Source organism: Acidobacteriota bacterium (assembly GCA_022340665.1).
Taxonomy (GTDB): domain Bacteria; phylum Acidobacteriota; class Thermoanaerobaculia; order Thermoanaerobaculales; family Sulfomarinibacteraceae; genus Sulfomarinibacter.
Genome location: JAJDNM010000046.1, coordinates 1 through 20,657, shown reverse-complemented (window position 1 = coordinate 20,657; position 20,657 = coordinate 1). Strand labels below are relative to the sequence as shown.

The 20,657-nt window shown below is 62.6% G+C and carries 13 protein-coding genes; 8 read left to right on the top strand and 5 right to left on the bottom strand.

Going from position 1 to position 20,657, the window contains the following annotated elements; all coding sequences use genetic code 11:
• Positions 1–117 precede the first annotated feature (117 nt).
• Positions 118–1,560 (top strand): HAD-IG family 5'-nucleotidase, encoded by a 1,443-nt coding sequence (locus tag LJE93_06485; GenBank protein ID MCG6948547.1) that lies wholly within the window; start codon positions 118–120, stop codon positions 1,558–1,560.
• An 8-nt stretch (positions 1,561–1,568) separates the two neighbouring features.
• A complete protein-coding gene (locus LJE93_06480; GenBank protein ID MCG6948546.1) occupies positions 1,569–2,384 on the top strand; it encodes a menaquinone biosynthesis protein in 816 nt (271 codons plus the stop codon).
• Between the two features lie 98 nt (positions 2,385–2,482).
• Here the strand turns inward: LJE93_06480 and LJE93_06475 are convergent, their stop codons facing one another.
• A complete protein-coding gene (locus LJE93_06475) occupies positions 2,483–3,955 on the bottom strand; it encodes an SLC13 family permease (GenBank protein ID MCG6948545.1) in 1,473 nt (490 codons plus the stop codon).
• A complete protein-coding gene (locus tag LJE93_06470; GenBank protein MCG6948544.1) occupies positions 3,945–4,310 on the bottom strand; it encodes an MGMT family protein in 366 nt (121 codons plus the stop codon). Before LJE93_06470 ends, LJE93_06475 begins: the two co-directional genes overlap by 11 nt.
• Positions 4,311–4,482: 172 nt before the next feature.
• Between LJE93_06470 and priA the strand changes: the two genes are divergently transcribed.
• The 6 genes from priA to LJE93_06440 all read left to right on the top strand — a co-directional run bounded on the left by priA (position 4,483) and on the right by LJE93_06440 (position 16,172).
• Positions 4,483–6,900, top strand: coding sequence for a primosomal protein N' (gene priA, locus LJE93_06465; protein MCG6948543.1), 2,418 nt, complete (start codon positions 4,483–4,485; stop codon positions 6,898–6,900).
• Positions 6,901–7,250: 350 nt separating this feature from the next.
• Entirely contained in the window at positions 7,251–8,960 is a 1,710-nt protein-coding gene (locus tag LJE93_06460) for a TolC family protein (GenBank protein ID MCG6948542.1), read from the top strand.
• 194 nt (positions 8,961–9,154) lie between these two features.
• Positions 9,155–10,456 carry an MFS transporter gene (locus LJE93_06455; protein MCG6948541.1) on the top strand — a complete coding sequence of 434 codons (1,302 nt, stop codon included), beginning with the start codon at positions 9,155–9,157 and terminating at the stop codon, positions 10,454–10,456.
• 9 nt (positions 10,457–10,465) lie between these two features.
• The gene (locus tag LJE93_06450; protein ID MCG6948540.1) at positions 10,466–10,984 is read left to right on the top strand and encodes a hypothetical protein; all 519 of its coding nucleotides are present in this window, start codon (positions 10,466–10,468) and stop codon (positions 10,982–10,984) included.
• An 85-nt stretch (positions 10,985–11,069) separates the two neighbouring features.
• Positions 11,070–13,394 (top strand): sulfatase-like hydrolase/transferase, encoded by a 2,325-nt coding sequence (locus LJE93_06445; protein ID MCG6948539.1) that lies wholly within the window; start codon positions 11,070–11,072, stop codon positions 13,392–13,394.
• A 3-nt stretch (positions 13,395–13,397) separates the two neighbouring features.
• The gene (locus tag LJE93_06440) at positions 13,398–16,172 is read left to right on the top strand and encodes a sulfatase-like hydrolase/transferase (GenBank protein ID MCG6948538.1); all 2,775 of its coding nucleotides are present in this window, start codon (positions 13,398–13,400) and stop codon (positions 16,170–16,172) included.
• Between the two features lie 28 nt (positions 16,173–16,200).
• Here the strand turns inward: LJE93_06440 and LJE93_06435 are convergent, their stop codons facing one another.
• The 3 genes from LJE93_06435 to LJE93_06425 form a co-directional block, all read right to left on the bottom strand.
• Complete coding sequence (locus tag LJE93_06435) at positions 16,201–18,510, bottom strand: sulfatase-like hydrolase/transferase (GenBank protein ID MCG6948537.1); 2,310 nt, start codon at positions 18,508–18,510, stop codon at positions 16,201–16,203.
• 122 nt (positions 18,511–18,632) lie between these two features.
• Positions 18,633–19,904 (bottom strand): tetratricopeptide repeat protein, encoded by a 1,272-nt coding sequence (locus LJE93_06430; GenBank protein MCG6948536.1) that lies wholly within the window; start codon positions 19,902–19,904, stop codon positions 18,633–18,635.
• A gap of 120 nt (positions 19,905–20,024) precedes the next feature.
• Positions 20,025–20,657, bottom strand: a 633-nt coding sequence (locus tag LJE93_06425; protein ID MCG6948535.1) for a hypothetical protein, incomplete at its 5' end; no start/stop codon positions are given.

Here is a 20,657-nt window from a genome sequence, read left to right as displayed (position 1 = left end):
ATGAGCGAAACGCGGCCTCAGGTCCGGAATCGGCGCGAACACCACACAGGGTCGCATCGGGCGGGCCGCCGGGAACAAGTTCAAGCGGAGATGCAGAACGCTGCTAGACTCTGCGTAATGATGGAATCGACAATGGGTCTCGAACGAGTGCCGCCGGGACGGCAAATCTACTCCAACCGTACGCTCAATCTGCGCACTATCGGGGCCATCGGCTACGACATGGACTACACGCTGGTTCACTACCACGCCGAGGTCTGGGAACAGCGCGTCTACGACCGGCTCAAGGAGTTGTTTGTCGAGGATGGGTGGCCTATCGAAGACTTGAAATTCGACCCTCATCTGGTCATCCGCGGCCTCGTCATCGACACCGAACTCGGCAATATCGTCAAGGCCAATCGCTTCGGCTATGTCATGCGCGCCGCGCACGGCACCCACTCGATGAGCTTCGACCAACAACGGGCCGTTTACCGCCACACTCCGGTCGATCTCTCGGAACCGCGTTTCGTCTTTCTCAACACCCTCTTTTCGCTCTCTGCGAGCTGCTTCTACGCTCAGCTGGTTGATCTCTACGACGAACGATTGCTGCCGGACGTTCACGGCTACGAGGACCTCTACCGTGAGGTTTCCTCACGGCTCGACATGACTCACATCGAGGGTTCACTCAAGGCCGACATCATGGCCGACCCCGAGCCGTACATCCTCCTCGACCCGCAAGCACCGATAGCGCTGCTCGATCAGGTCAAGGCCGGCAAACGCTTGATGTTGATCTCGAACTCGGAGTGGCCCTACGCCGAGAGGATCATGTCCTACGCCTATGATCGATTTCTGAAACCTGATTACACCTGGCGGGATCTCTTCGAGCTGGTCATCGTCGGCGCACGCAAGCCGGGGTTCTTCAGCTACAACCTTCCTCTCTTCTCGATCGCTGACGAGGAGGCAGGATTGCTCCAGCCGGTGGCCGGACCGATTCCCGGCCCGGGTGCCTATCTCGGCGGCGATGCGACCAAGGTCGAAGAATACCTGGGGCTTTCAGGCGCGGCCATCCTCTATGTCGGCGACCACATTTTCGCCGATGTCAAGATGTCAAAATCGAGGCTTCGCTGGCGCACCGCCCTGATCCTGCGTGAGCTCGAGGAGGAGCTGGCTGCAGTGGAAGGCTTCCGCGACACCGAAAAGGAGCTGGTTGTCATGATGGCGGCCAAGGTCGATCTCGAAACCGCCCATAGCCGGTGCCGGCTCGCGTTGCAGCGCCTCAACCAGGGTTATGGAGAGCAGCCGGAGGCATCCGCCAAAGAGCTCGAAGCCGAAATCGCCCGCCTGCGGGCCGCAACTCTAGAACTCGACGAACGCATCGCGCCGCTCGCGCGCGAGGCGGCCGAGCTCGAGAACCCGAGCTGGGGCGGCCTCTTGCGCGCCGGCAACGACAAGAGCCACCTTTCGCGCCAGATCGAAGGTTCGGCCGACGTCTACACGTCGAGGGTTTCCAACTTCCTTTTTGCCACACCTTTCGCCTATCTGAGGAGCCGGCGCGGCTCCATGCCCCACGATCCCCGGAGCTGAGGTCCCAGGTGCCGTCCAGGTTCACGATTGCAGCTGTGAGCTTCCTCAATGCGAGGCCGTTGATCGAAGGTCTTGACGAAGAGCCCGGGATTCGCCTCTTTACCGACGTACCGAGCCGCCTTCTCGAGACCCTGCTCGAGGATCGCGCGTCAGTCGCCCTCTGCCCGGTGATCGATTTCCAGCTCTCACCGACCGAGCTCTCGATCGTTCCGGCGGGAGCTATCGGCTCCGATGGTCCGACTCTGACCGTCAGGGTCTTCAGCCGGGTGCCGATGGACGAGGTCGCGCACGTCCAGACCGACGGTGACAGCCACACTTCGGTTGCCCTGCTGAAGGTTGTTTTCGATGAGATGTACCAACGATTTCCGTCCGTAGACACCCTCGTATCAACCGATGTCAACGGCTCGGCGTCGCCGCCCGAAACCGTCCTGTTGATCGGCGACAAGGTGGTCCGAAACCGGCCAAACCCAGAGCTGTACCCCTTCGAGCTCGACCTCGGGGCGGCATGGAAGCAGATCACCGGGCTGCCGTTCGTCTTTGCCTGTTGGCTCGCCCGCGCCGGCAACGACCTCGGAAATCACCCCGAAGTGCTCGTCCGATGTCGAGATCGCAACCGAAGCCGCATCGACGAGATCGCCGCGTCTCATGCACTGGAGTCCGGCTGGTCCGAGCAGCTCGCTGTCGAGTATCTGTGCAGCATCCTCCAATACGATCTCGGACCACGCGAGTTCGCGGCGATCGAGCTCTTTTGGCGGCGCTGTCACGAACTCGGTCTAACGGATCGCCTGCGCCCGCTCAGTCTTTACGACAATTCGCAATTCTGAATTCTCGATCCTCAGTTCCCCGCCGCCCGTGCCGTTCTCGGGGTGGACGACCGGGAATTCAAAATTGAAAACCGAGAATTGAGAATCGATATCCTCGCCTATCCAAGCGGCAGGACGAATCGGCCAAGAGTCAGGACGGCCAGCGTGGTGAGAATCGCTCCAGCGAGGTTGAGCCAGATCCCCTCGCGGAAGAAATCGCGCGCGGACACCATGCCCGAGCCGATGACGATGGCGTTGGGGGGGGTCGCGACCGGCAGCATGAAGGCGCACGAAGCAGACACCGTCGCCGGAACCATCAGCAGATAGGGATGGACCCCGAGGACGCTGGCCAGGGCCGCCATGACCGGCATCAGGAGGGTGGCGGTCGCCGTGTTCGAGGTGAGCTCGGTGGCGCTGGTGGTGATCAGACAGACGGCGAGGATCACCAGAGGGAGCGGAAAGACCGACAGATCCTGCAGCCTGCCGGCGAGCCACTGGTCGACCTCGGCCGCGCGCACTGCATCGGCAATCGCGAAACCACCACCAAAGAGCAGCAGTACCCCCCACGGCACGCCCTTCTGAATATCGTCCCAGGTCAGCATTCGCTTTCCGTTGCCCGCCCCTGACGGCAACAGAGTCGCCAGTATGGCCGCAGCAATTGCCGGCACGGCATCGGTCAGAAGACCGGCATCGGGGATCACGCCCCAGCCCTCCAGCACGTCGCTCCAGCCCGGGATCGAGACGAAGCCGAAGTCCAGGCCTGCGCGCGTCACCCACGAAAATGCCGTGACCCCGAACAGTACGGCGACGCGGCGCTCGACCGTGGATATCGGGCCGAGAGCCGCACGTTCGGCGGCCAAGTTGGGATCGCGGCCGCCGCCCCCAGCCAAACCACGTCCGAGTTGAAGGCCGACAACCGGCAGGAAGAGCATGACAAACGGCACACCGAAGAGCATCCAGCCGCCGAAGGTCAACGGTTGGAGGTCTGGTGACAAATTCGGCGCCATGCCCGCCAACACCAGGTTCGGCGGCGTGCCGACCAGGGTCCCGATGCCACCGATCGAGGCGCCGTAGGCGACCGCCAGCATGAGCCGAATCGGCGCTTTTTCACTATCCAGCCTCGAGGCCACCCCAGCCGCGATCGGCAGCATCATCAGCGTCGTCGCAGTGTTCGAAAGCCACATCGAAAGCAGGGCCGTAGCGAGCAGGAATCCCCACACCAGCCGCCTCGGCGACGCACCGACGGTGTCCAGAATCGCTAGGGCAAACCTCCGATGAAGCCCGGAGCTTTCGACAGCCAGAGCGAGGATGAACCCCCCCAGGAAGAGGAAGACCATTTGATCGGAGTAGTTCGGCGCCACATCGCGAACGCCGCGAACGCCGAGCAGCGGAAACAGCACCAGAGGTAACATCGCGGTCACCGCCAGCGGCGCGGCCTCGGTCATCCACCACACGGCCATCCAGAGAACGACCGCGACGACCCGTTTCCCGTCGCTCGAGAGATCGCCGCCGGAGGTCAGCATCAGGATCAGGAACACGAGCGGACCGACGACCCGGCCCACGACCGAAACGGATAGACCGTTATTCGTCATCACCCGAACGGGCTGGCCACCAGCGGTAAACTTCGAGGTCGAGGGTGCCGTTGGCGCGAAACTCGACTCCTTCCTCCTCCAGCAGCGACCGCTGCAGTCCCTTGGGGAAGTCCGCCAATCGATCGGTGGAGCAGCCACCGGAGGCGTTCACGACTCGCTGCCAGGGGATGCCGTCGGGGCAGCGGTGCATCATCCAACCGACCGCACGCGGCGACAACCGGCTCGCCATCACCTCCGAGATCTGTCCGTAGGTCATGACCCGCCCGCGGGGGATGCGTCGCACCAGCTCGAAGACTTCCTGCTGAGAATTCAGGCGCTCGCCCTCGATGTCGCCGTGGACTCTTTTCACACCCATCCACCCAACCCTACCACCCCCATCTCAGCCTCCATCAGTTTTGAGTTTTGAGTTCTGAGTTTTGAGTGTTGAGTTACCGCGACCTCCGGACGACCCTCGAAAAACTCAAAACCCATTATTCAAAACTCTACACTCCGGCCAATGGCCGGATGCTCCGCGCTACCATGGCCGGGTGTTCGCCAAGGTCGCCATCCCGAAGAGCGCTCCGGATGCGCTCACCTACTCCATCCCGGACGATCTCGTGCCATTTGCGGTGCCCGGCGTGAGGGTTCGGGTACCTCTGCGAAAGAAGATCGTCACTGGAGTGCTGGTCGAGGTCTCACCTACCGCGGACATAGCTTCGGATATCGTACGACCACTGCACGAGGTCGTCGACCAGCAATCGTTGCTGCCGGGCCATCTGTTCCACGTCGCCGACTTCATCTCCAGCTACTATCGCAGCCCTCTCGGCGACACCCTCGCCGCAATGCTCCCCGCCGGCCTGCTGCGGTCAGACGGGGAGATCGCCAGGCTGACGCCAGCCGGCGCCGGGACGGACCCGGAGGCCCTTTCGGGCAAGAGAGGCAAGGTCCTCTCCGTGCTCCAATCGACCGCCAAGATCGGCGTCCCGGCCCTTCTCGCACGCGCCGGAGCCGTGAGCCGCGGCCCCCTCGATGCTCTGGTCGAGGCTGGTCTCGCGACCGTCCGAAGCAGCCGTCGGGATCGGTCACCCGAAGCGGAAGTCACCGCCGTCAAACTGCCCGACACGCCTATCGAAGAGCTGCTCGAGCGATGCAGTAGGGCGCCACGCCGCCGCGAAATTCTCGAGTGGCTGGCCGAGCAGGGCCGTCCTGCGCTTGCTTCCGAGGTCTGCGGCGCGGTCGGTTGTTCACCTTCGACCCTGCGTGCGATGGACTCCGCGGGCCTCCTTCTTCGTTTCCGGCAGCCGGCTCCGAGAAAACCGCGCTGGGTTCTCAAACCCACGGACACGCGCCATCGCTTGACTGCTGAGCAACAGCTCGTCGTCGACGCGGTGGGCGCGACCGTGAATGCCGGAGAGTACGCACCGTTTCTCCTCGAAGGAATTACCGGATCGGGTAAGACAGAGGTTTATCTGCGGTGCCTCGAACAGGTTTTGGAACGCGGCCAGAGCGGCCTCGTTCTGGTACCGGAGATTGGCCTGACCCCGGCTGCGTCGGGCGCGGTCGAACGGCGATTCGGCTCACAAGCCGCGATCCTTCACTCTGCGCTCTCGGAGGGCGAGAGGTGGAGGGAGTGGAAGAGGATCAGGGACGGGCGGGCCAGGATCGTGGTCGGCCCGCGGTCCGCCATCTTCGCCCCGTTCGACAACCTCGGTCTGATCGTTGTCGACGAGGAGCACGACGCCGCCTACAAACAACAGGAAACACCTCGCTACCACGCGCGCGACCTTTCGCTGGTGACCGCACAACATCTCGGCGTGCCGGTGATTCTGTGCTCGGCCACGCCGTCCGTCGAGTCTTCGGCACTGGTCGAGAGAGGCCTTGCCCGACACCTCAGATTGACCCGGCGGGTGGCGGGCGGCCAGCTCCCAGAGGTCGAACTGGTGGACCTTCGAGGCGAGCCTCCGGAGCCTGGAGAACAGGGCCGCACGCTGTTTTCACGCCGACTGCGCGAGCTGCTCGAGGAAACTGTCGAGCGAGGCGAGCAGGCAATCCTGTTGATGCAGCGCCGTGGCTGGGCGCCGATTCTGCTCTGCCGCGATTGCGGCCATCGTATCGAATGCCCTTCGTGTTCGGTGTCGCTCGTGGTCCATCGTCGGTCGGGCGACCTCCGATGTCATTATTGTGATCACCAAGCCGCGTCGCCACACCAATGCCCGTCGTGCGCAGGAAAGCTCCTGGACGCGGTCGGGGCCGGCACCGAAAAGGTCGCCCACCACCTTGATCGCCTCTTTCCCGGAGTGACCAGTGCGATCCTCGACCGGGACACGGTGCGACGTCGGTCCGGGCTCCAGGAGACGCTTGGCGCGTTCGCTTCGGGAGCGGTTCAAGTCCTCATCGGCACCCAGATGGTCGCCAAGGGTCATCACTTTCCAAATGTCACCCTGACTGGTGTCATTTCGGCCGACGCCATGCTCGGGCTGCCGGATTTTCGCGCCGGCGAACGCACGTTTCAGCTCCTCACCCAGGTCGCGGGCCGTTCGGGCCGTGGTGATCGGCCCGGGAGAGTCGTGATCCAGACCTACTACCCGGATCATCCTGCAGTTCGCCTCGCCTGCCAACACGATGTGACGACGTTTCTGGAGGAAGAAATCCTCTTCAGACGCGGGTTCGACTACCCACCCGTGACCCGTCTCGCACTGGTGCGGTTCGAAGCCGCCAATGAACGCCTCTGCAGGACCGCGGCGGAGGCCGCAGCAGCAGTCATCTCACCGCTCCCTGACCGCGTACGGCTCCGCGGGCCTGCTCCCGCCCCTCTGGAACGCATCCGAAACCAGTGGCGCTGGCAGCTCCTGATCTCCGCCGCCAACCGAGAGCTGCTGCGCGGAGTTCTGGAGAAGACCGAGACTCTGAAGGTGCCGAGGAATGTGCGGCGGGTGATCGACGTTGATCCGGCATCAACGCTGTAAGCACAGACCCACCTATTCCGCGGCAGCGCGACGCGAGGCGGTAGTGGTTCGACGACATCTGGAGGCGCAAGGTCGGAGCCCAGCAGGCCGATGTGAACGCCCGACCGTCTGATATCCTTTTCCTCGGCCCCACTCGAGAGGATTTCGCATGCTGTCGATGTCCAACACCCAAGGGTCGGGAGCAAAGGTCGATCCAGCGATGCAGGCATGCCCGGTGAATAGCAGGGTCAGAACTTCGTAAGGAATCTTGAAGAAGTCCGTTTTGATGTTGACAGTCGCACGCATTCGGCGAACTTTTCATCTTTTGGTGCGTAGAACATGAGCGTACCGAGATCGAAGGAGGCCTCATCGTGAACACCAGGAAAACAGCTCTTCTCACTGCCATACTGCTTGCCGCATCCGTCGGGTTGGTCACCGCCGCCGAACTCGAAGTCTCCGCGTTGCCGGCGCAGGTCGAAAGCCTGCCGGTGACCGAGGGAGACGTCCTCAAGCTCGATCTCATAGGCGCCTACCAGCTTGCCCTTGCTCGCAATCTGAACCTCCACGTGGGGCGGTACGACATGGCCATCGCCAACGCCAACGTGCGCGGTTCGGGCGGGATATTCGATCCGACCTTGTGGGCCGACCTCGGATTCGATTCGACCAAGGCGCCGACGTCAACCATTCTCGAGGGTGCAAACGTCGCAGTAAGCGACAACATGGGTTTCGGTATCGGCGTCAATCAGCTCCTTCCCAGCGGCACCGAGCTCGAGGCATCGTGGTTGTCCAATCGCGGCAAGACCAACTCGGAGTTCTACTTCCTCAATCCACGCTGGGATGCTCGGCTCAATTTCTCGTTGACCCAGCCCCTGCTCAACGGATTCGGTACCACCGCCACCCGTTACCAGATCATCATCGAGGAGAATCTTCGCGACCAGACCGCGGTTGCTTTCGAGGTCGACATCATTCAACTCCTGGCCGACGTCGAGCTCGCATACTGGGAGCTGGTGGCCACCCGGCAGGCAATCGCGGTCACCGAGCAGTCACTCGAACTCGCCGAACGCCTCCTGGAGGAAACTCGGCAACGAGTCGAGGTCGGCACTTCGGCTCCGATCGACATGGTCCAGTCCGAGGCCACGGTCGCGACCCGCCGGCAGGAGCTCATCTACGCCGAGAATGCGGCCTCAAACGCCGAAGACAACCTCAAGGGTCTGCTCGGCTTCGACCTGCCACACGAGTGGCAGGTTCGGATCGAGACCACCGATTCCTACAACGTCGAACCGATCCGCCCCGAACTCGAGGAGTCGATCGAGATCGCCCTCCAGAAGCGTCCAGCCATCATCCGGCAGGAGCTCGAGATGGAGCGCCTCAACACGAACGTCAAGGTCGCGCGGAACCGAGCCCTCGCGCGCCTCGACCTGACCGGATCCTACGGTTGGGGGGGCGTCAGCGGCACGGGGACGGTCGAGGATCCCGACACCGGAGAGCCGATCACCATTCGCGAGGGTTGGGGCGATGCCGCGAGCCAGGTCTTCGACTTCGATTTCCCGAGGTGGACCCTCGGTCTGAATTTCTCGGTACCGATGGGTAATCACCGGGCCAAGGAGCAGCTCGCGGCGGCACGCTATCAACGTGACCGCTCGGGCGCTCAGCTCGCCGCCCTCAAGCAGGAGATCACCCGCCAGGTCAGGTTCGCGGTACGCGCGCTCGAGGACGGAGCCGCCGCCATCGATGCCGCCGTCGCATCGAGCCGCCTCGCGGTCCGGAATCTCGAGGCCGAACAGACCAAGTTCGCCAATGGCCTTTCGACCAACTTTCAGGTATCAGAGATTCAGGACGCGTTAGCCTCTGCCCGGTTTGCCGAGATCCAGGCGAGGGTCGGATACCGCAAGGCGATGGCTACCTATTTCGCCTCCACCGGAACCTTCCTCGAGGCAAAGAATGTCGTGATAACCGACGACGAGGCGTCGGAATCCGTGCACGATTACTGGGAGGATGTCGAGTGGCTTCAGTTCACCGACTTCAAAGGGGAGGAAGAGGTGCCGATGCCGCTCTCACCGTCTGAAATGGAAGCGAACTGACGCCAGCGGAGCCGATTCAGATACGACGCCCTCCCCTTGCCGGGAGGGCGTTTTTGCTGGATGCTGGATGCTGGATGCTGGATGCTCGATGCGACAATTCCTTGATCCCGCTCTCTGAGCTGTCGGCGGATCAAGAATCCAGGATCTAGTATCCAGTATCGTGCGGGTGGGCGGGTGGGATAGAATCTCCGCCCATGGAATTCAAATTCCTCCGTCAGCTTCCGGGCACACTCTATTCCGCAGTCGTGATGGAGCTCTTCGAGCGTCTCGCCTACTACGGCATGGTGATGGTGCTCGGCATCTATGTCGTCGATCGGCTCGGCGTGCCGGCAGACACCTACGGTGTGGTCTACGGCCTCTTCACCGGCGCCCTCTACTTCCTGCCCGTGCTTGCCGGCGCTCTCGCCGATCGGTTCGGGTACAAACCCGCCCTCACCGTCGCTTTCGCGACCCTTACCGGGGGTTATTTCCTCCTCGGCTCTACCACCGATTTCACGATCATCTGCGCCGCCCTCGGCCTCATCGCCATCGGCGGCTCGATCATCAAACCCACGATTTCTGGCACCGTCACCAGGACCACCGAGGAGGGCAGTACCCGACCAGTCGGGTTCGGCCTCTACTACATGATGATCAACGCCGGCGGTCTCATCGGCCCGGTGGTCGCAGCCCAGGTTCGCAACCGTACCGAGTTCCGCTACGTCTTCTGGGTCTCTGCAGCAGCCTGTGCGCTGATGTTGGTGCAGGCGATTGTGGCCTATCGGGAGCCGGTTCCGGCTGAAGAGAGGGCCTCCGGGAAGACCCTCGGCGACATTGTCCGCGAAATCCTCAGGGTGCTCGCCAACTGGCGCTTCGTCCTGCTTCTGGTGATCTTTTCCGGGTTTTGGGGCATGATCAACGTTCTGTTCGGCTTCATGCCCCTGTACGTGGAGACTTTCACCGATCTCTACGCCGCCGAGGCCGCCATCGACTCGATCGTGCCGCTCACAAAGGTGGCGGGCCACTGGCTCAACCCCGAGGTGCTGATCTCGCTCGACGCATTGCTGATCGTCCTATTCCAGGCCCTCATCGCCTATCTCACGCGCCGCTGGCCGACTCTGAGAACGATGCTGGTCGGCACCTCGATTGCAACCGTTTCCTGGGTCTTCCCGGGGATGTCGCCGACTGCGACTTTCATCTCTCTCGGAATTCTCGTCTGGTCAATCGGCGAGATGATCTGCTCGCCCAGGTTCTTCGAGTATTGCGGAACGGTCGCGCCAAAGGACCAGGTGGCGTTGTACCTGGGTTACTCCTTCTTCGCCATCTTCATCGGCAACATATATTCTGGTCCGTGGGCGGGCTGGCTGTACGAGCGTTTCATCCGAATTCCCCATGAGGCCGGCGTTGCCACTCAGCCGTGGGCCTTTTTCGGTGGGGTCATGTTGATGGGTGCCTTTTCTATCGCGGGTCTCACTCTGTACGGGTTTTTCGTCGACCCCGAGAAGAGCCGAACCGAATGAGGGTGCGTGATGATTGAAAACATCCAGGCTCTTTTCACCAATCCCAGCTTCCCCAGCCTCCACGTGGTTGTGGTTCACCTGCCAATCGCATTCATCCTGCTCGCACCGTGCCTCGACCTCGCGTGCCTGGTCCTCCGCGGCACGGCGTGGTTGGATCGGGCAGCGACCCTGCTGTACGTCGCGGGCACAATCGGCGCAGGGACCGCCTACCTGACGGGCGAACGCGCCGCCGAGGGGCTGGCGATCATACCCGCGGCCGCCGAACCGACCCTCGCCGACCACGAAAGTCTCGCAGGTTTGACGCTGGCCGCACTCGCTATCGTTTCGTTCGTGCGGCTGTTGGTGAGCTGGCTCGGTCGCAACGACCGCCGCATCAGCGTCGGCTTCTTCCGTCTGATCGCCCTCCCGCTGGCATTGGCGGGATTGATTCTCGTCGCCCTCACCGCCGAACACGGCGGCGCACTCGTCTACGAGCACGGCCTTGGCGTGCAAACAGAGCACACTGAGTCATCAAGCCGTACGCCGTGACAGCGCAGCCGAAAAACAGCACGACACACAGGCACCGCAGCGACGATCGAGATCTATCTTCATCGATCTATTATCATCATCAGCGATGAACGCTCTGAATCCTGAGCGCCGTTTCGCGAAACCAAGACTACTCTGCGTGTGGATCGCAATCGTCACTACTATCGGTTTTGTTGCGTGCACCAATAAGGAACCCTTGACAGCTCGTGATCGAAGCCTCAACCTGCTCGTGATTACCCTCGACACAATCCGGGCGGACCGACTCGGAGCCTACGGAAACACGCGCGTCCGAACCGATTTCATCGACGAACTCGCCGAAAAGGGCGTCCTCTTCGAAAGCTGCGTCGCGCCGACACCGCTGACACTCCCGTCGCACACCTCGCTCTTTACCGGCACATATCCCGTCTGGCACGGTGTTCGCGACAACGGCAACTACGTAGTTCCGGAAGAGCTGACGACGATGGCGGAGCTCGCGCACACCGCGGGCTACCGCACCGGTGCCTTCGTCGGTGCCTTCGTTCTCTCCTCACGGTGGGGTCTCGATCAGGGCTTCGCCAGCTACACCGAACCCACGGGTGGATACGATCCCGCGTTGGTCTCTTTCGCGCAGATCCAACGGCCCGCTAATGAAGTCGTGGACGACGCGATCGAGTGGCTCCGCACAGACTCGGAGCAACCGTTCTTCGCCTGGGTCCATCTCTACGATCCCCACCTCCCGTACGACCCTCCGCCGGAGTTCGCGAGGGAATATGCCGGCGATCCCTATTTGGGCGAGGTGGCCTTCGCCGATTCGCAGCTCGGGCGTCTTCGGGCGTTTCTTGAATCGTCGAAACTCGCTGCTCGGACCCTGATCGTTTTTGCCGGAGACCACGGTGAGGGACTCGGCGACCATGGGGAGTTCGACCATGGGCTGCTTCTCTACCAGACCACCACCCGAGTTCCTCTGGTCATCGTCCACCCGTCGATGAGGTCGGGCGGCGTCAGGAGACCAGAGGTGGTGTCGCTGGTCGACATCCTGCCCACGGTCGCCGACGCAGTGGGCTTCCCGCTCCCCGAGAGCGTCCAGGGTCAGAGCCTATGGCCGCTGATTGGCGGCGGCGGTGTGTTCGAGGAAAAACCGGCGTATGCCGAAACCCGTTACCCGAAGCTCCACTTCGGCTGGAGTCCGCTGACGGCGCTTCAGGATCGACGTTTTCAACTCATCCAATCATCGGATCCGGAGCTGTATAACCTCGAGCGCGATCCCTTGCAGGAACACAACCTCTTCGACGTCCACTCCGATGTCGCAGAGCGTATGGCTCGCGAGCTGGAGGCGCTGACTGTCGGTCTCGGACAGGGAGCGCTGGACGCCTCGAGCGCGCCTGACGCCGAGACCATCGCCAAGCTGGCGGCGCTCGGATACGTGGCGGGCAAGATAGAGCCTGGTGACGAACAGTCCACCGAGGACCTCCCGAGCCCACGAAGCATGCTGTGGTTGTATAACAGCCTCATGGAGGCGAGCAGCGCAGTCTCCGCTGGTGACGACGCCGAGGGGGAGCAGAAGCTCCTCGAGATTCTCGGCGTCGACGACTCGCTCGTCGACGCCTGGGTGGAGCTCGGAAGGCTCTACCGGCGTCAGGGCAGATTGGCCGAGTCCCTCTCAGCCCTGCGCCGTGCACACGCCGAGAGACCCCTCGATCCCTCCCTCGTGTCAAAGCTCGCGAATGCGCTGATATCGAGTCACCAGTTCACGCAAGCAGAACAACTGCTGACGGCCGCGCGGGAGAAGCACCCCGAGGACCCGTACATCGTCTTCGCCCTCGCTAGAATGTTGGAGGCCAGCGGCCGTTTTGCCGAATCGGAAGCGATGTTTCGAAGGGTCCTGACCCTCGACCCGCGATCGGCACCCTCCCACGTCCGACTGGCCTCGCTCGCCCTGCGTCGGGGCGACCTCGTCTCGGCCGGCGTTGAAGTGGACACGGCGTTGCGACTCGACCCACGAGTCGCCGAAGCGAGCCTGGTGAGGGGCCAGCTTCTGGAGCGTCAGAATCGTTTCGAGGAAGCTGCGCAAGCCTATCGAAAAGAGCTCAGCTCCTCACCGAACAGCCTTCCGGCGGCGATCGCCTTGAGCCGCCTCGAAGGCCGACTCGGCCGCTCGGCTGAGCAGGAGCGGGTACTTCGCGATGCGATCCAGGAAAACCCGAAGTCGCCCGGCCCATATTTGGTGCTCGCGCTGACATTTCTTCAGCGCGGAGAACGCTATGAAGAGGCAGTCGAACTCGCCGAGCTCGGTTTGCAGCAGGGACCAAAGGGCCAGGAGCTGCAGATGGCTTACGTTCTACTCGCCAACCTCCACAATCGACTCGGTGACGGTGAGCGAGCATCCGAGTATGCTCGCCTCGCCGCCGACGCCGCCAAGGGCCAGGGTGGGTAGACTATGTATTCATTTCCGGAGTCCGCTCGTAGGAGACGAAGGCGACGGCCATGGGTGGCGGCGGCGGCCGTGCTGTACCTCATCTGTTGGGTGGCGTGTTCGCCTCGTGATGCCGAGCGGCCGGAGCTCGCTCTTGATTTCGACGCCACGAATCGCCCCTCTGTACTGCTCATTACGCTCGACACGACCCGGGCGGACCATCTCGAACCGTATGGAGTAGAAGACGTTGAAACTCCTGCGCTTTCACGGCTCGCTGCGGAAGGGGTCGTCTTCGAGCACGCAATGGCGACCTCTCCGGTGACGGCGCCGGCTCACGCTTCGCTGCTCACCGGCCTGTATCCCCCACACCACGGCGTCCGTAACAACTCCACGCATTATCTGCCTGAAGAGATTCCAACGCTTGCCGAGTGGCTCTCCGAGGCCGGCTATCGAACTGCCGCCTTCGTGTCGACCGTCATATTGGAGGCTCGCTACGGCCTCGATCAGGGATTCGGGGTGTACGACGACGAAATCCGATCCGCGGTCGCCGGCGATGAACGGCGGATGACAGTCGAGCGCCCGGCCGGGGCGACGACGGATCGCGCCCTCGCCTGGCTCGATACACTCGGCAGCAACGAGTCGTTCTTTCTATGGGTCCACTATTACGACCCACACATCCCATACTCGCCGCCCTCGCCGTGGGCCGAACGATACCCGAACCGGGGCTACGACGGTGAGATCGCCTACACGGACTCGCAGATCGCCCGTCTGCTACAACACCCCCGAGCCATGACCGACGACGTCATCGTGATGGCGATCGGCGACCACGGCGAGAGCCTTGGCGAGCACGGCGAAAAGACCCACGGCCTCTTGGTCTACGAATCGACGATCCGCGTGCCTTGGATCCTACGAATTCCGGGCTTACCCGGTGGTCTTCACATAGAGTCACCGATCAGCCAGGTCGACATGGTGCCGACAATCGTCGAGCTGGCGGCCCTTGACACGAAATCAAAGCTCGAGGCACTCGACGGGCAAAGCCTGGTGCCGCTGTTCCGAGGCCACGATCTGTCACGTCGGCGGCTCCTCTTTGCCGAGACCGAGGTGCCGTTTTTCGCCTACGGATGGTCGCCTCTTCGAAGCGTGCGCGAGGGCGCCGTCAAGTTTATCGACGCGCCGGTTCCGGAACTTTACGACCTCGAGCGAGATCCCGCGGAATTGTCCAATCTGGCCGCCGAGCGCAGCCGTGACGTCCAACGATTGGCCGCCGAGGCCGAAGCCTGGACAGAGCGGCGCGACGATACCGGCAGCACAGTCAGTGTCGACCTTGAGACTGCTGAAATGCTCCGAGCTCTCGGATACTCCGCCGGCGATCCAGGGCGCCCGGAGGGTGAGGGTCGCGGCAACCCCGTCGAGCTGATGCCGGTTCACGATGAGTTGCAGAGAGTCCGCGAGCTGTTGGTGTCCGGCCAACCTCGAGAGGCCGTCAGCCGTGCGCAAGGCGCTCTCACCATAGATCCCGAGAACCTCGCCGCGCTGCAAGATCTGAGTCGCGGATTCGCCCTGCTGGGGCGCCTCGACGAGGCCGCCGAGGTGGCCGCGAAAGCCAGCGCCGTGGCGCCTTGGAGCGCCCAGGCCGCAATGGTCGAGGCGGATGTCGAGTTCCAACGCGGCCGATACCTACGAGCGCTCGAGATCATCGATCGCGCCCTCGAGCTCGATGAGCGCTTCGTGGAGGCGCGCCTGGACCGAACTCGCTACCTCGCCGCCCTTGGTAGAACCGCAGAGGCGTCAGCAGAGCTCGAACGGCTGCTGGCGGAGTATCCCGATAACAGCTGGGTCGAGTTTCGCTACGCGGAGATCGTCGAGGTCGCGGAGGGGAACCTCGAGGCCGCGGAAAAGCGGCTGCGGGAAATCCTCAACCGGAACCCGAAATTCACAGAGGCCTGGCTGCTGCTCGGCACGACCTACGCTCGAACTGGACGGACCTCTGCAGCGATCGCGGTCTATCGCGAAGCGATCGACAATGGCGCCACTCGCTCAGAAATCATGACCCGCCTCGCCCTACTGCTTGCAGAACGCTCCGATCCAGAAGCCGAGTCGGCCCTCCATGCTGCAATTGACTCGAACCCGGTAGTGCGGGCCGATCTGCATGTCGCTCTCGGCGAGCTGTTGGCCACGCAGGGTCGTAATCAGGAAGCAAGGCAACAGTTCCAGCTCGCGGCGGATGCGCCACCCCTCTCCGTTGGTACCCGCAACTCGACGGCGGTAGCTCTGTTGCAGCTCGGACGACCGCACGAAGCGGAAGCTATCTGGCGCGAGTTGATCCGGGACCACCCCGAGTTCGGGCGTGCGTGGCTCAACCTGGCAACGCTCGCGATCCAACTCCAATCGTGGGCGGAGGCCGAGCGTTTCGCACGGTCCGCTATCGATAAGGAGCCGAGGTCCGCTGGAGCATGGAACAGTCTCGCCATCGCGCTCGAGGAGCTCGGTCGCGGAAACGAGGCGGAGAGTGCTTATCGTCGCTCCGCCGAGATCGACAGCAGAGATTGGCGAGCTCTCTTCAACCTCGGGATTTATTACCGCAAGAACGCCCGTTATGAAGAAGCGGCGTCGGTCCAACGGGAGGTGTTGGCTCGAAATCCGAAGCACGCCGGCGCACACTTCGAGCTCGGCATCCTCTACGCCGGTCCCCTCGGAGATCCCGAGCAGGCGAAAGTACATCTGCGGGCGACGATCGCCGCCGACCCCAATCATCCGAGGGCGCGGCAGGCACGCATCGTCCTTGACCAGCTCCAATGACCTGCGTCAGCCCCCGGAATTCATGGTGCTATCGGGCTTGGCTGCGGAGCTGCTGCGCCAGGGCGATCGCGCGATCACGCTGCGATCCCGGCTGTGCACGGGCGACGTAGTCGTCGAGAAAACTGTTTGCCTGCAAGGGCCGACCGGCTTGGGCGTGGGCGACGCCGAGGTTGTACAGCACATCGAGGACCTCGGGATCGAGCTCCTGTGCGCGCTCCCAGGCCGCAATCGCCTGATCGTAATCGCCGAGGCGCGCGTTGACCGAGCCCAGCGCGTTCCAGGCATCAAAAGAGGCGGGTCTGCCGGCAACCGACTCTTCAAGGCATGTCTTTGCCTCGGGCAGCTGCCCCTGGGCCATGGCGATGATGCCGAGGTTGAGCTTCAACACCGCGTCGTTCGGCGCCTCGAGGAGGGCGCGCTCCACCCACAGCCGCGCCTCGCTCCAGTTCCGGCGCGACATCGCCGCCTTGCCGATCGCCAGCAGTATTCCCGGGTCATTCGAATCCTCGAATCCTCTGAGGACCTGTTCCGCTCGGTCAGGCTCACCGAGCCTCAAATAGACCATGGCGAGCTTCGAGCACAGCGAGTCACTTTTGATCCCCTCGTGCAACGCTTGTGAGAGGAAATCTGCAGCCTCTCGCGGCTCGCCCTGTGCAATTAGAATGTCGGCCATGACGAGTCGTGATTCTGGACGCCGATCCCCGGGAACCGCTAGGGCGGCGCGTGCTTCGCTCTCGGCTTGATCGAGATCACCGTGCAACAGCGCGATCTGGGCGAGCAGCGAGTGGGCGGCCGAGGGGTCATACGACAGGGAATGTCGGGCGAGAGCTGCCGCCTCGTCGACACGACCTAGGCGGTAGAAAAGTGCCGCCGCACTCAACGACAGTCTCTTCGAGTACGGCACCTTGTCGAGAGCGTCGCGATAGGTCGCTGCCGCGTCTTCTGCAAGGCCCTGACCGAGTTGTGCAAGCGCGAGATATTCCCACGCGTCCTCGATTCCCGGCTCTCTGTCGACGATACGACGAAACGCCGGCACCGCCGACACGAGGTTCCCATCAGCGAAGAGGCGGTGCGCGTGACGAATTTCCGCGAGTACAGTGATCCGGTCTTTCGGGTCTGGGAGCGTTTCGTTGTCGGTGATCAGCGTCGTTTCGCCGATATACCCGAGCGCCTGGAGCCGTCGTTGAGTCTGGGCGTCGGTCGACTGGGGCGCTGCCACCTCCCGGTCATAAGCGCTCATCGTTGCCCGGAGATCCGCCACCATTTCGGGCTTCGATTGCACGAGGTTCAGCCTTTCGTCAGGATCCGAGAGGAGGTCATAGAGCTCCGGCCGCGGCGCGTCAATGAAATGGTGGCTGCCGACGACGAGTGCCTTGAGATCACTCCACCCGAAATGGAGGCGAGGGTAGAGCGTCTCGGCATAGATCGAAGGTTGCGGAAGACCAGCTCTCTCCTCGGAGAACAGCGAAGCGCCCTCGAGCCGGGCATCGTCCGGCAATCCGAGAATTCCGGTCAGCGTCGGATACAGGTCGATCAATTGCACCGGGTGGCTGATCGTGTCACCGGCTCGTTCCGAATCCGGCATCTTGAGGATCAGCGGCACTTGCAGCGTCGAGCGATAGAGAAACACTCCGTGCTCGTCTTCGCCGTGATCGCCGAGGCCTTCGCCGTGATCGGAGAGAAAGACGATCAAGGTCTCGTCGTACGCACCGAGTGCACGCAGCTCATCGATCAACTGGCCGACCACTGCATCTGCCGCCGCCACCTCACCGTCGTAGGGAGATTCATAGCGAACCGCGAACTTGGGAGGAGGGTCATAAGGGGTGTGGGGTTCGAAGATGTGGAAAAAGAGGAAGAATGGTCGGTCGGCAACCGATCGCAGCCATGGCAGCACCGCCTCGAGGGTCTCGGTTCCGGGGCGCTGGGCCGACTGGATCCCCGGCTTGCTCGGATCCGGGATGAGCTCGATGCCGTCGTCGTAGAAATCGAAGCCTTCACTGATCCCTGTGGCCCGCCGGAGGACGAAAGCTGACACGCCTGCGCCTGTCGCATAGCCCGCCACCTTCAGCGTCCTTTGGAGGAGAGGGGTGTTGGTTGTATCCAGCGGGTAGCCGAGATTATCCCGCACCCCGTGAGTCGGCGGCAGTGTCCCGGTCAGCAACGAGACGTGGGCAGGCAGGGTCAGAGGGACGTGGGTGTAGGCACGTTCGAAAAGGATCCCATCGGAGCGCAGTGTGTCAACCGCCGGAGTTTCTACACCGCGATAGCCGTAGGCAGGCAAATGATCGGATCGCAGGGTATCTACCGAAATCACGACGAGTGAGGTTTTTCCGGCCACCCTCAACCCGGGGTTACCATTTCGCGAACAGCCGATAATCGGCAGAATTATCACGACTAATGCCGTGATGCATCGTGTTGCACTGCTTCGCAAGGCGGCGGTCCTCCGGATTGCCTGAAGCCCTATTGCTGATAGCTGAGCAGGCCCTTCGCGATCTCGACGTCCGGATCATCGGGCGCGAGTTCGATGAATTTCCGCAGGTGCGATCCACCCTCCTCGACGTTGCCCGAGTTGTAGAGCGCCACTCCGAGCATGAAATGCGCACGAGCCATGTCGGGGTCGGCCTGCAGGACGTAGTTCAACTCGAAAACAGCCGCCTCTAGCTGGTTATTGTCGAAGAGCTGAACCGCGTGGTCGTAGACCACCGTCGTCACCCACTCGGGATCGAGCTCGACCAGACGGCTGAGCATCTGCCCCGAGGTGGTGGTGTCCCCGGCAAGCCGCGCAGCGTCGAACCCGATCCGGAGGGCACGAACATCGTCCGGCTCGAGTTCGAGGGCGGACTTCGCCATGGCCAGACTTTCAGCCGGACTGCCCTGGGTCAGACTGATCTGAGCCAGCGCGATGTAAGCGGCCACCAATTCCGGAGAGAGGTCGATCACCTGTTGAAACTTCGATTGCGCGGTCGAGACATCGCCGGCCGTGTAGGCATCGACTCCCTCGTTGAAGATCCGTTTCGCGGCCGCATCGAGATTTCCCACCTCGCGTAGCGCCGCTGCGGCCTCATCCGCCTTGGCCTCGTCGCCGAGGTTTCGATAAGCGTCGAAACGTATCTGCATCGCGCGGACATCCTCCGGGTCGAGGGCGATCGCAGCTTCGGCCTCGGCGGCCGACGTCGCCCAGTCTTCGCGCAGGGCCGCTACCGCTGCCAGTGCGGTGTGCGGCGCAGCCATTTCGGGCTTCATTTCGGCGGCCGCGCGGTACTTCTGCTCCGCCAGGTCGAGATCTCCGAGACGCTGCGCTTCGACACCCTCGTTGAATGTCCGTACCACCTTGTCGCCGCCACTTCCGCCGCCCGTAGCCTCGGCGTCCGCCTCGGCCTGAGCAGCGGAATTCGGCGCCAATATCCACTGCGCCATGATCGTACCGCCGGCAGTGAGCCGGGGTTGCTCGACCTTCGTCTGGTAGCCATCCTTCTCTAGGCGAATCTCGTACCGCCACTCTATGTTGCCGAAGGACAGCGTCAAGGCGCCCTTCTTGTTGGTCTTCTTCACTACTTCGAACTTCTCCGAGTCCGGCGTGGTGACCGTGACGGTCACGCCGGGAATCGGATTTCCTTCCGGATCAACGACTTTGCCGGAAATGCGCGCCATTTGCGCCTCGGTGTCGGGCACGATGAGAACGAGTGACCCGACCACCAGGGTCGCAACCATAATTTTTGAAACGAGTCTCATGACACCTCCTCCAGGCCGAAAATGCCCGGTCATGGTAACAGAATCACACCACCGATCGCTGGCAAAAAAAGGCCCCGGCGCCGCACAGCACCGGGGCCGGAGAAATAATTCGATGGAAGGTCAGAAGCGCAGGCCGACCGAGAAGCGGACTGTCCGCGCCTGCTGATAATCACCCTCACTTTGCGCCTCACCCCACGAGGAGCCCTTGCGCCAGTTGACACCCTCGACGGGCGTTTCGGTGAAGGGATCGAAGGACTCGAGGCTGGAGTCGTTGCGGTAGGTCAGGGTGGTGTTGTTGGGATCGACCACGGCGTGCTCGTTGAACAGGTTGACCACCTCAGGCTGGAGGAAGATCTCGAGCTGGCTCCCGCCGATGTTGATGAAAAAGGAGTAGTTGAGGGAGATATCGGTGCGGGTGACGTCATCCGTCCGGAAGGCGCCACGGTCAGAGAAGAAGTAATTTGGAGTCCCTGGCCAGCCGTAATAGCCCAGGTCAGCGGGATCGCCGACGTAATCGACCACATCAACACTCCCGGAGGCGCTGTACGGGGATCCGGAGAAGAAGGTCTGCAGGAGGCTCAGCGACAGGTTGTGGTGCGAGGTGGCGATGGCGTCCCAAACAACCCAGGCCTGGAACTTGTGGGTCTGATCAACCCCGAGGTACCCGTTCGGTACGTTCCACGACGCCTCCTTGTACTCCTGGTAGTTGAAGAAGCTTCCCGGCACGGGCCCGGAATCGTAGGTCTCGCCGTT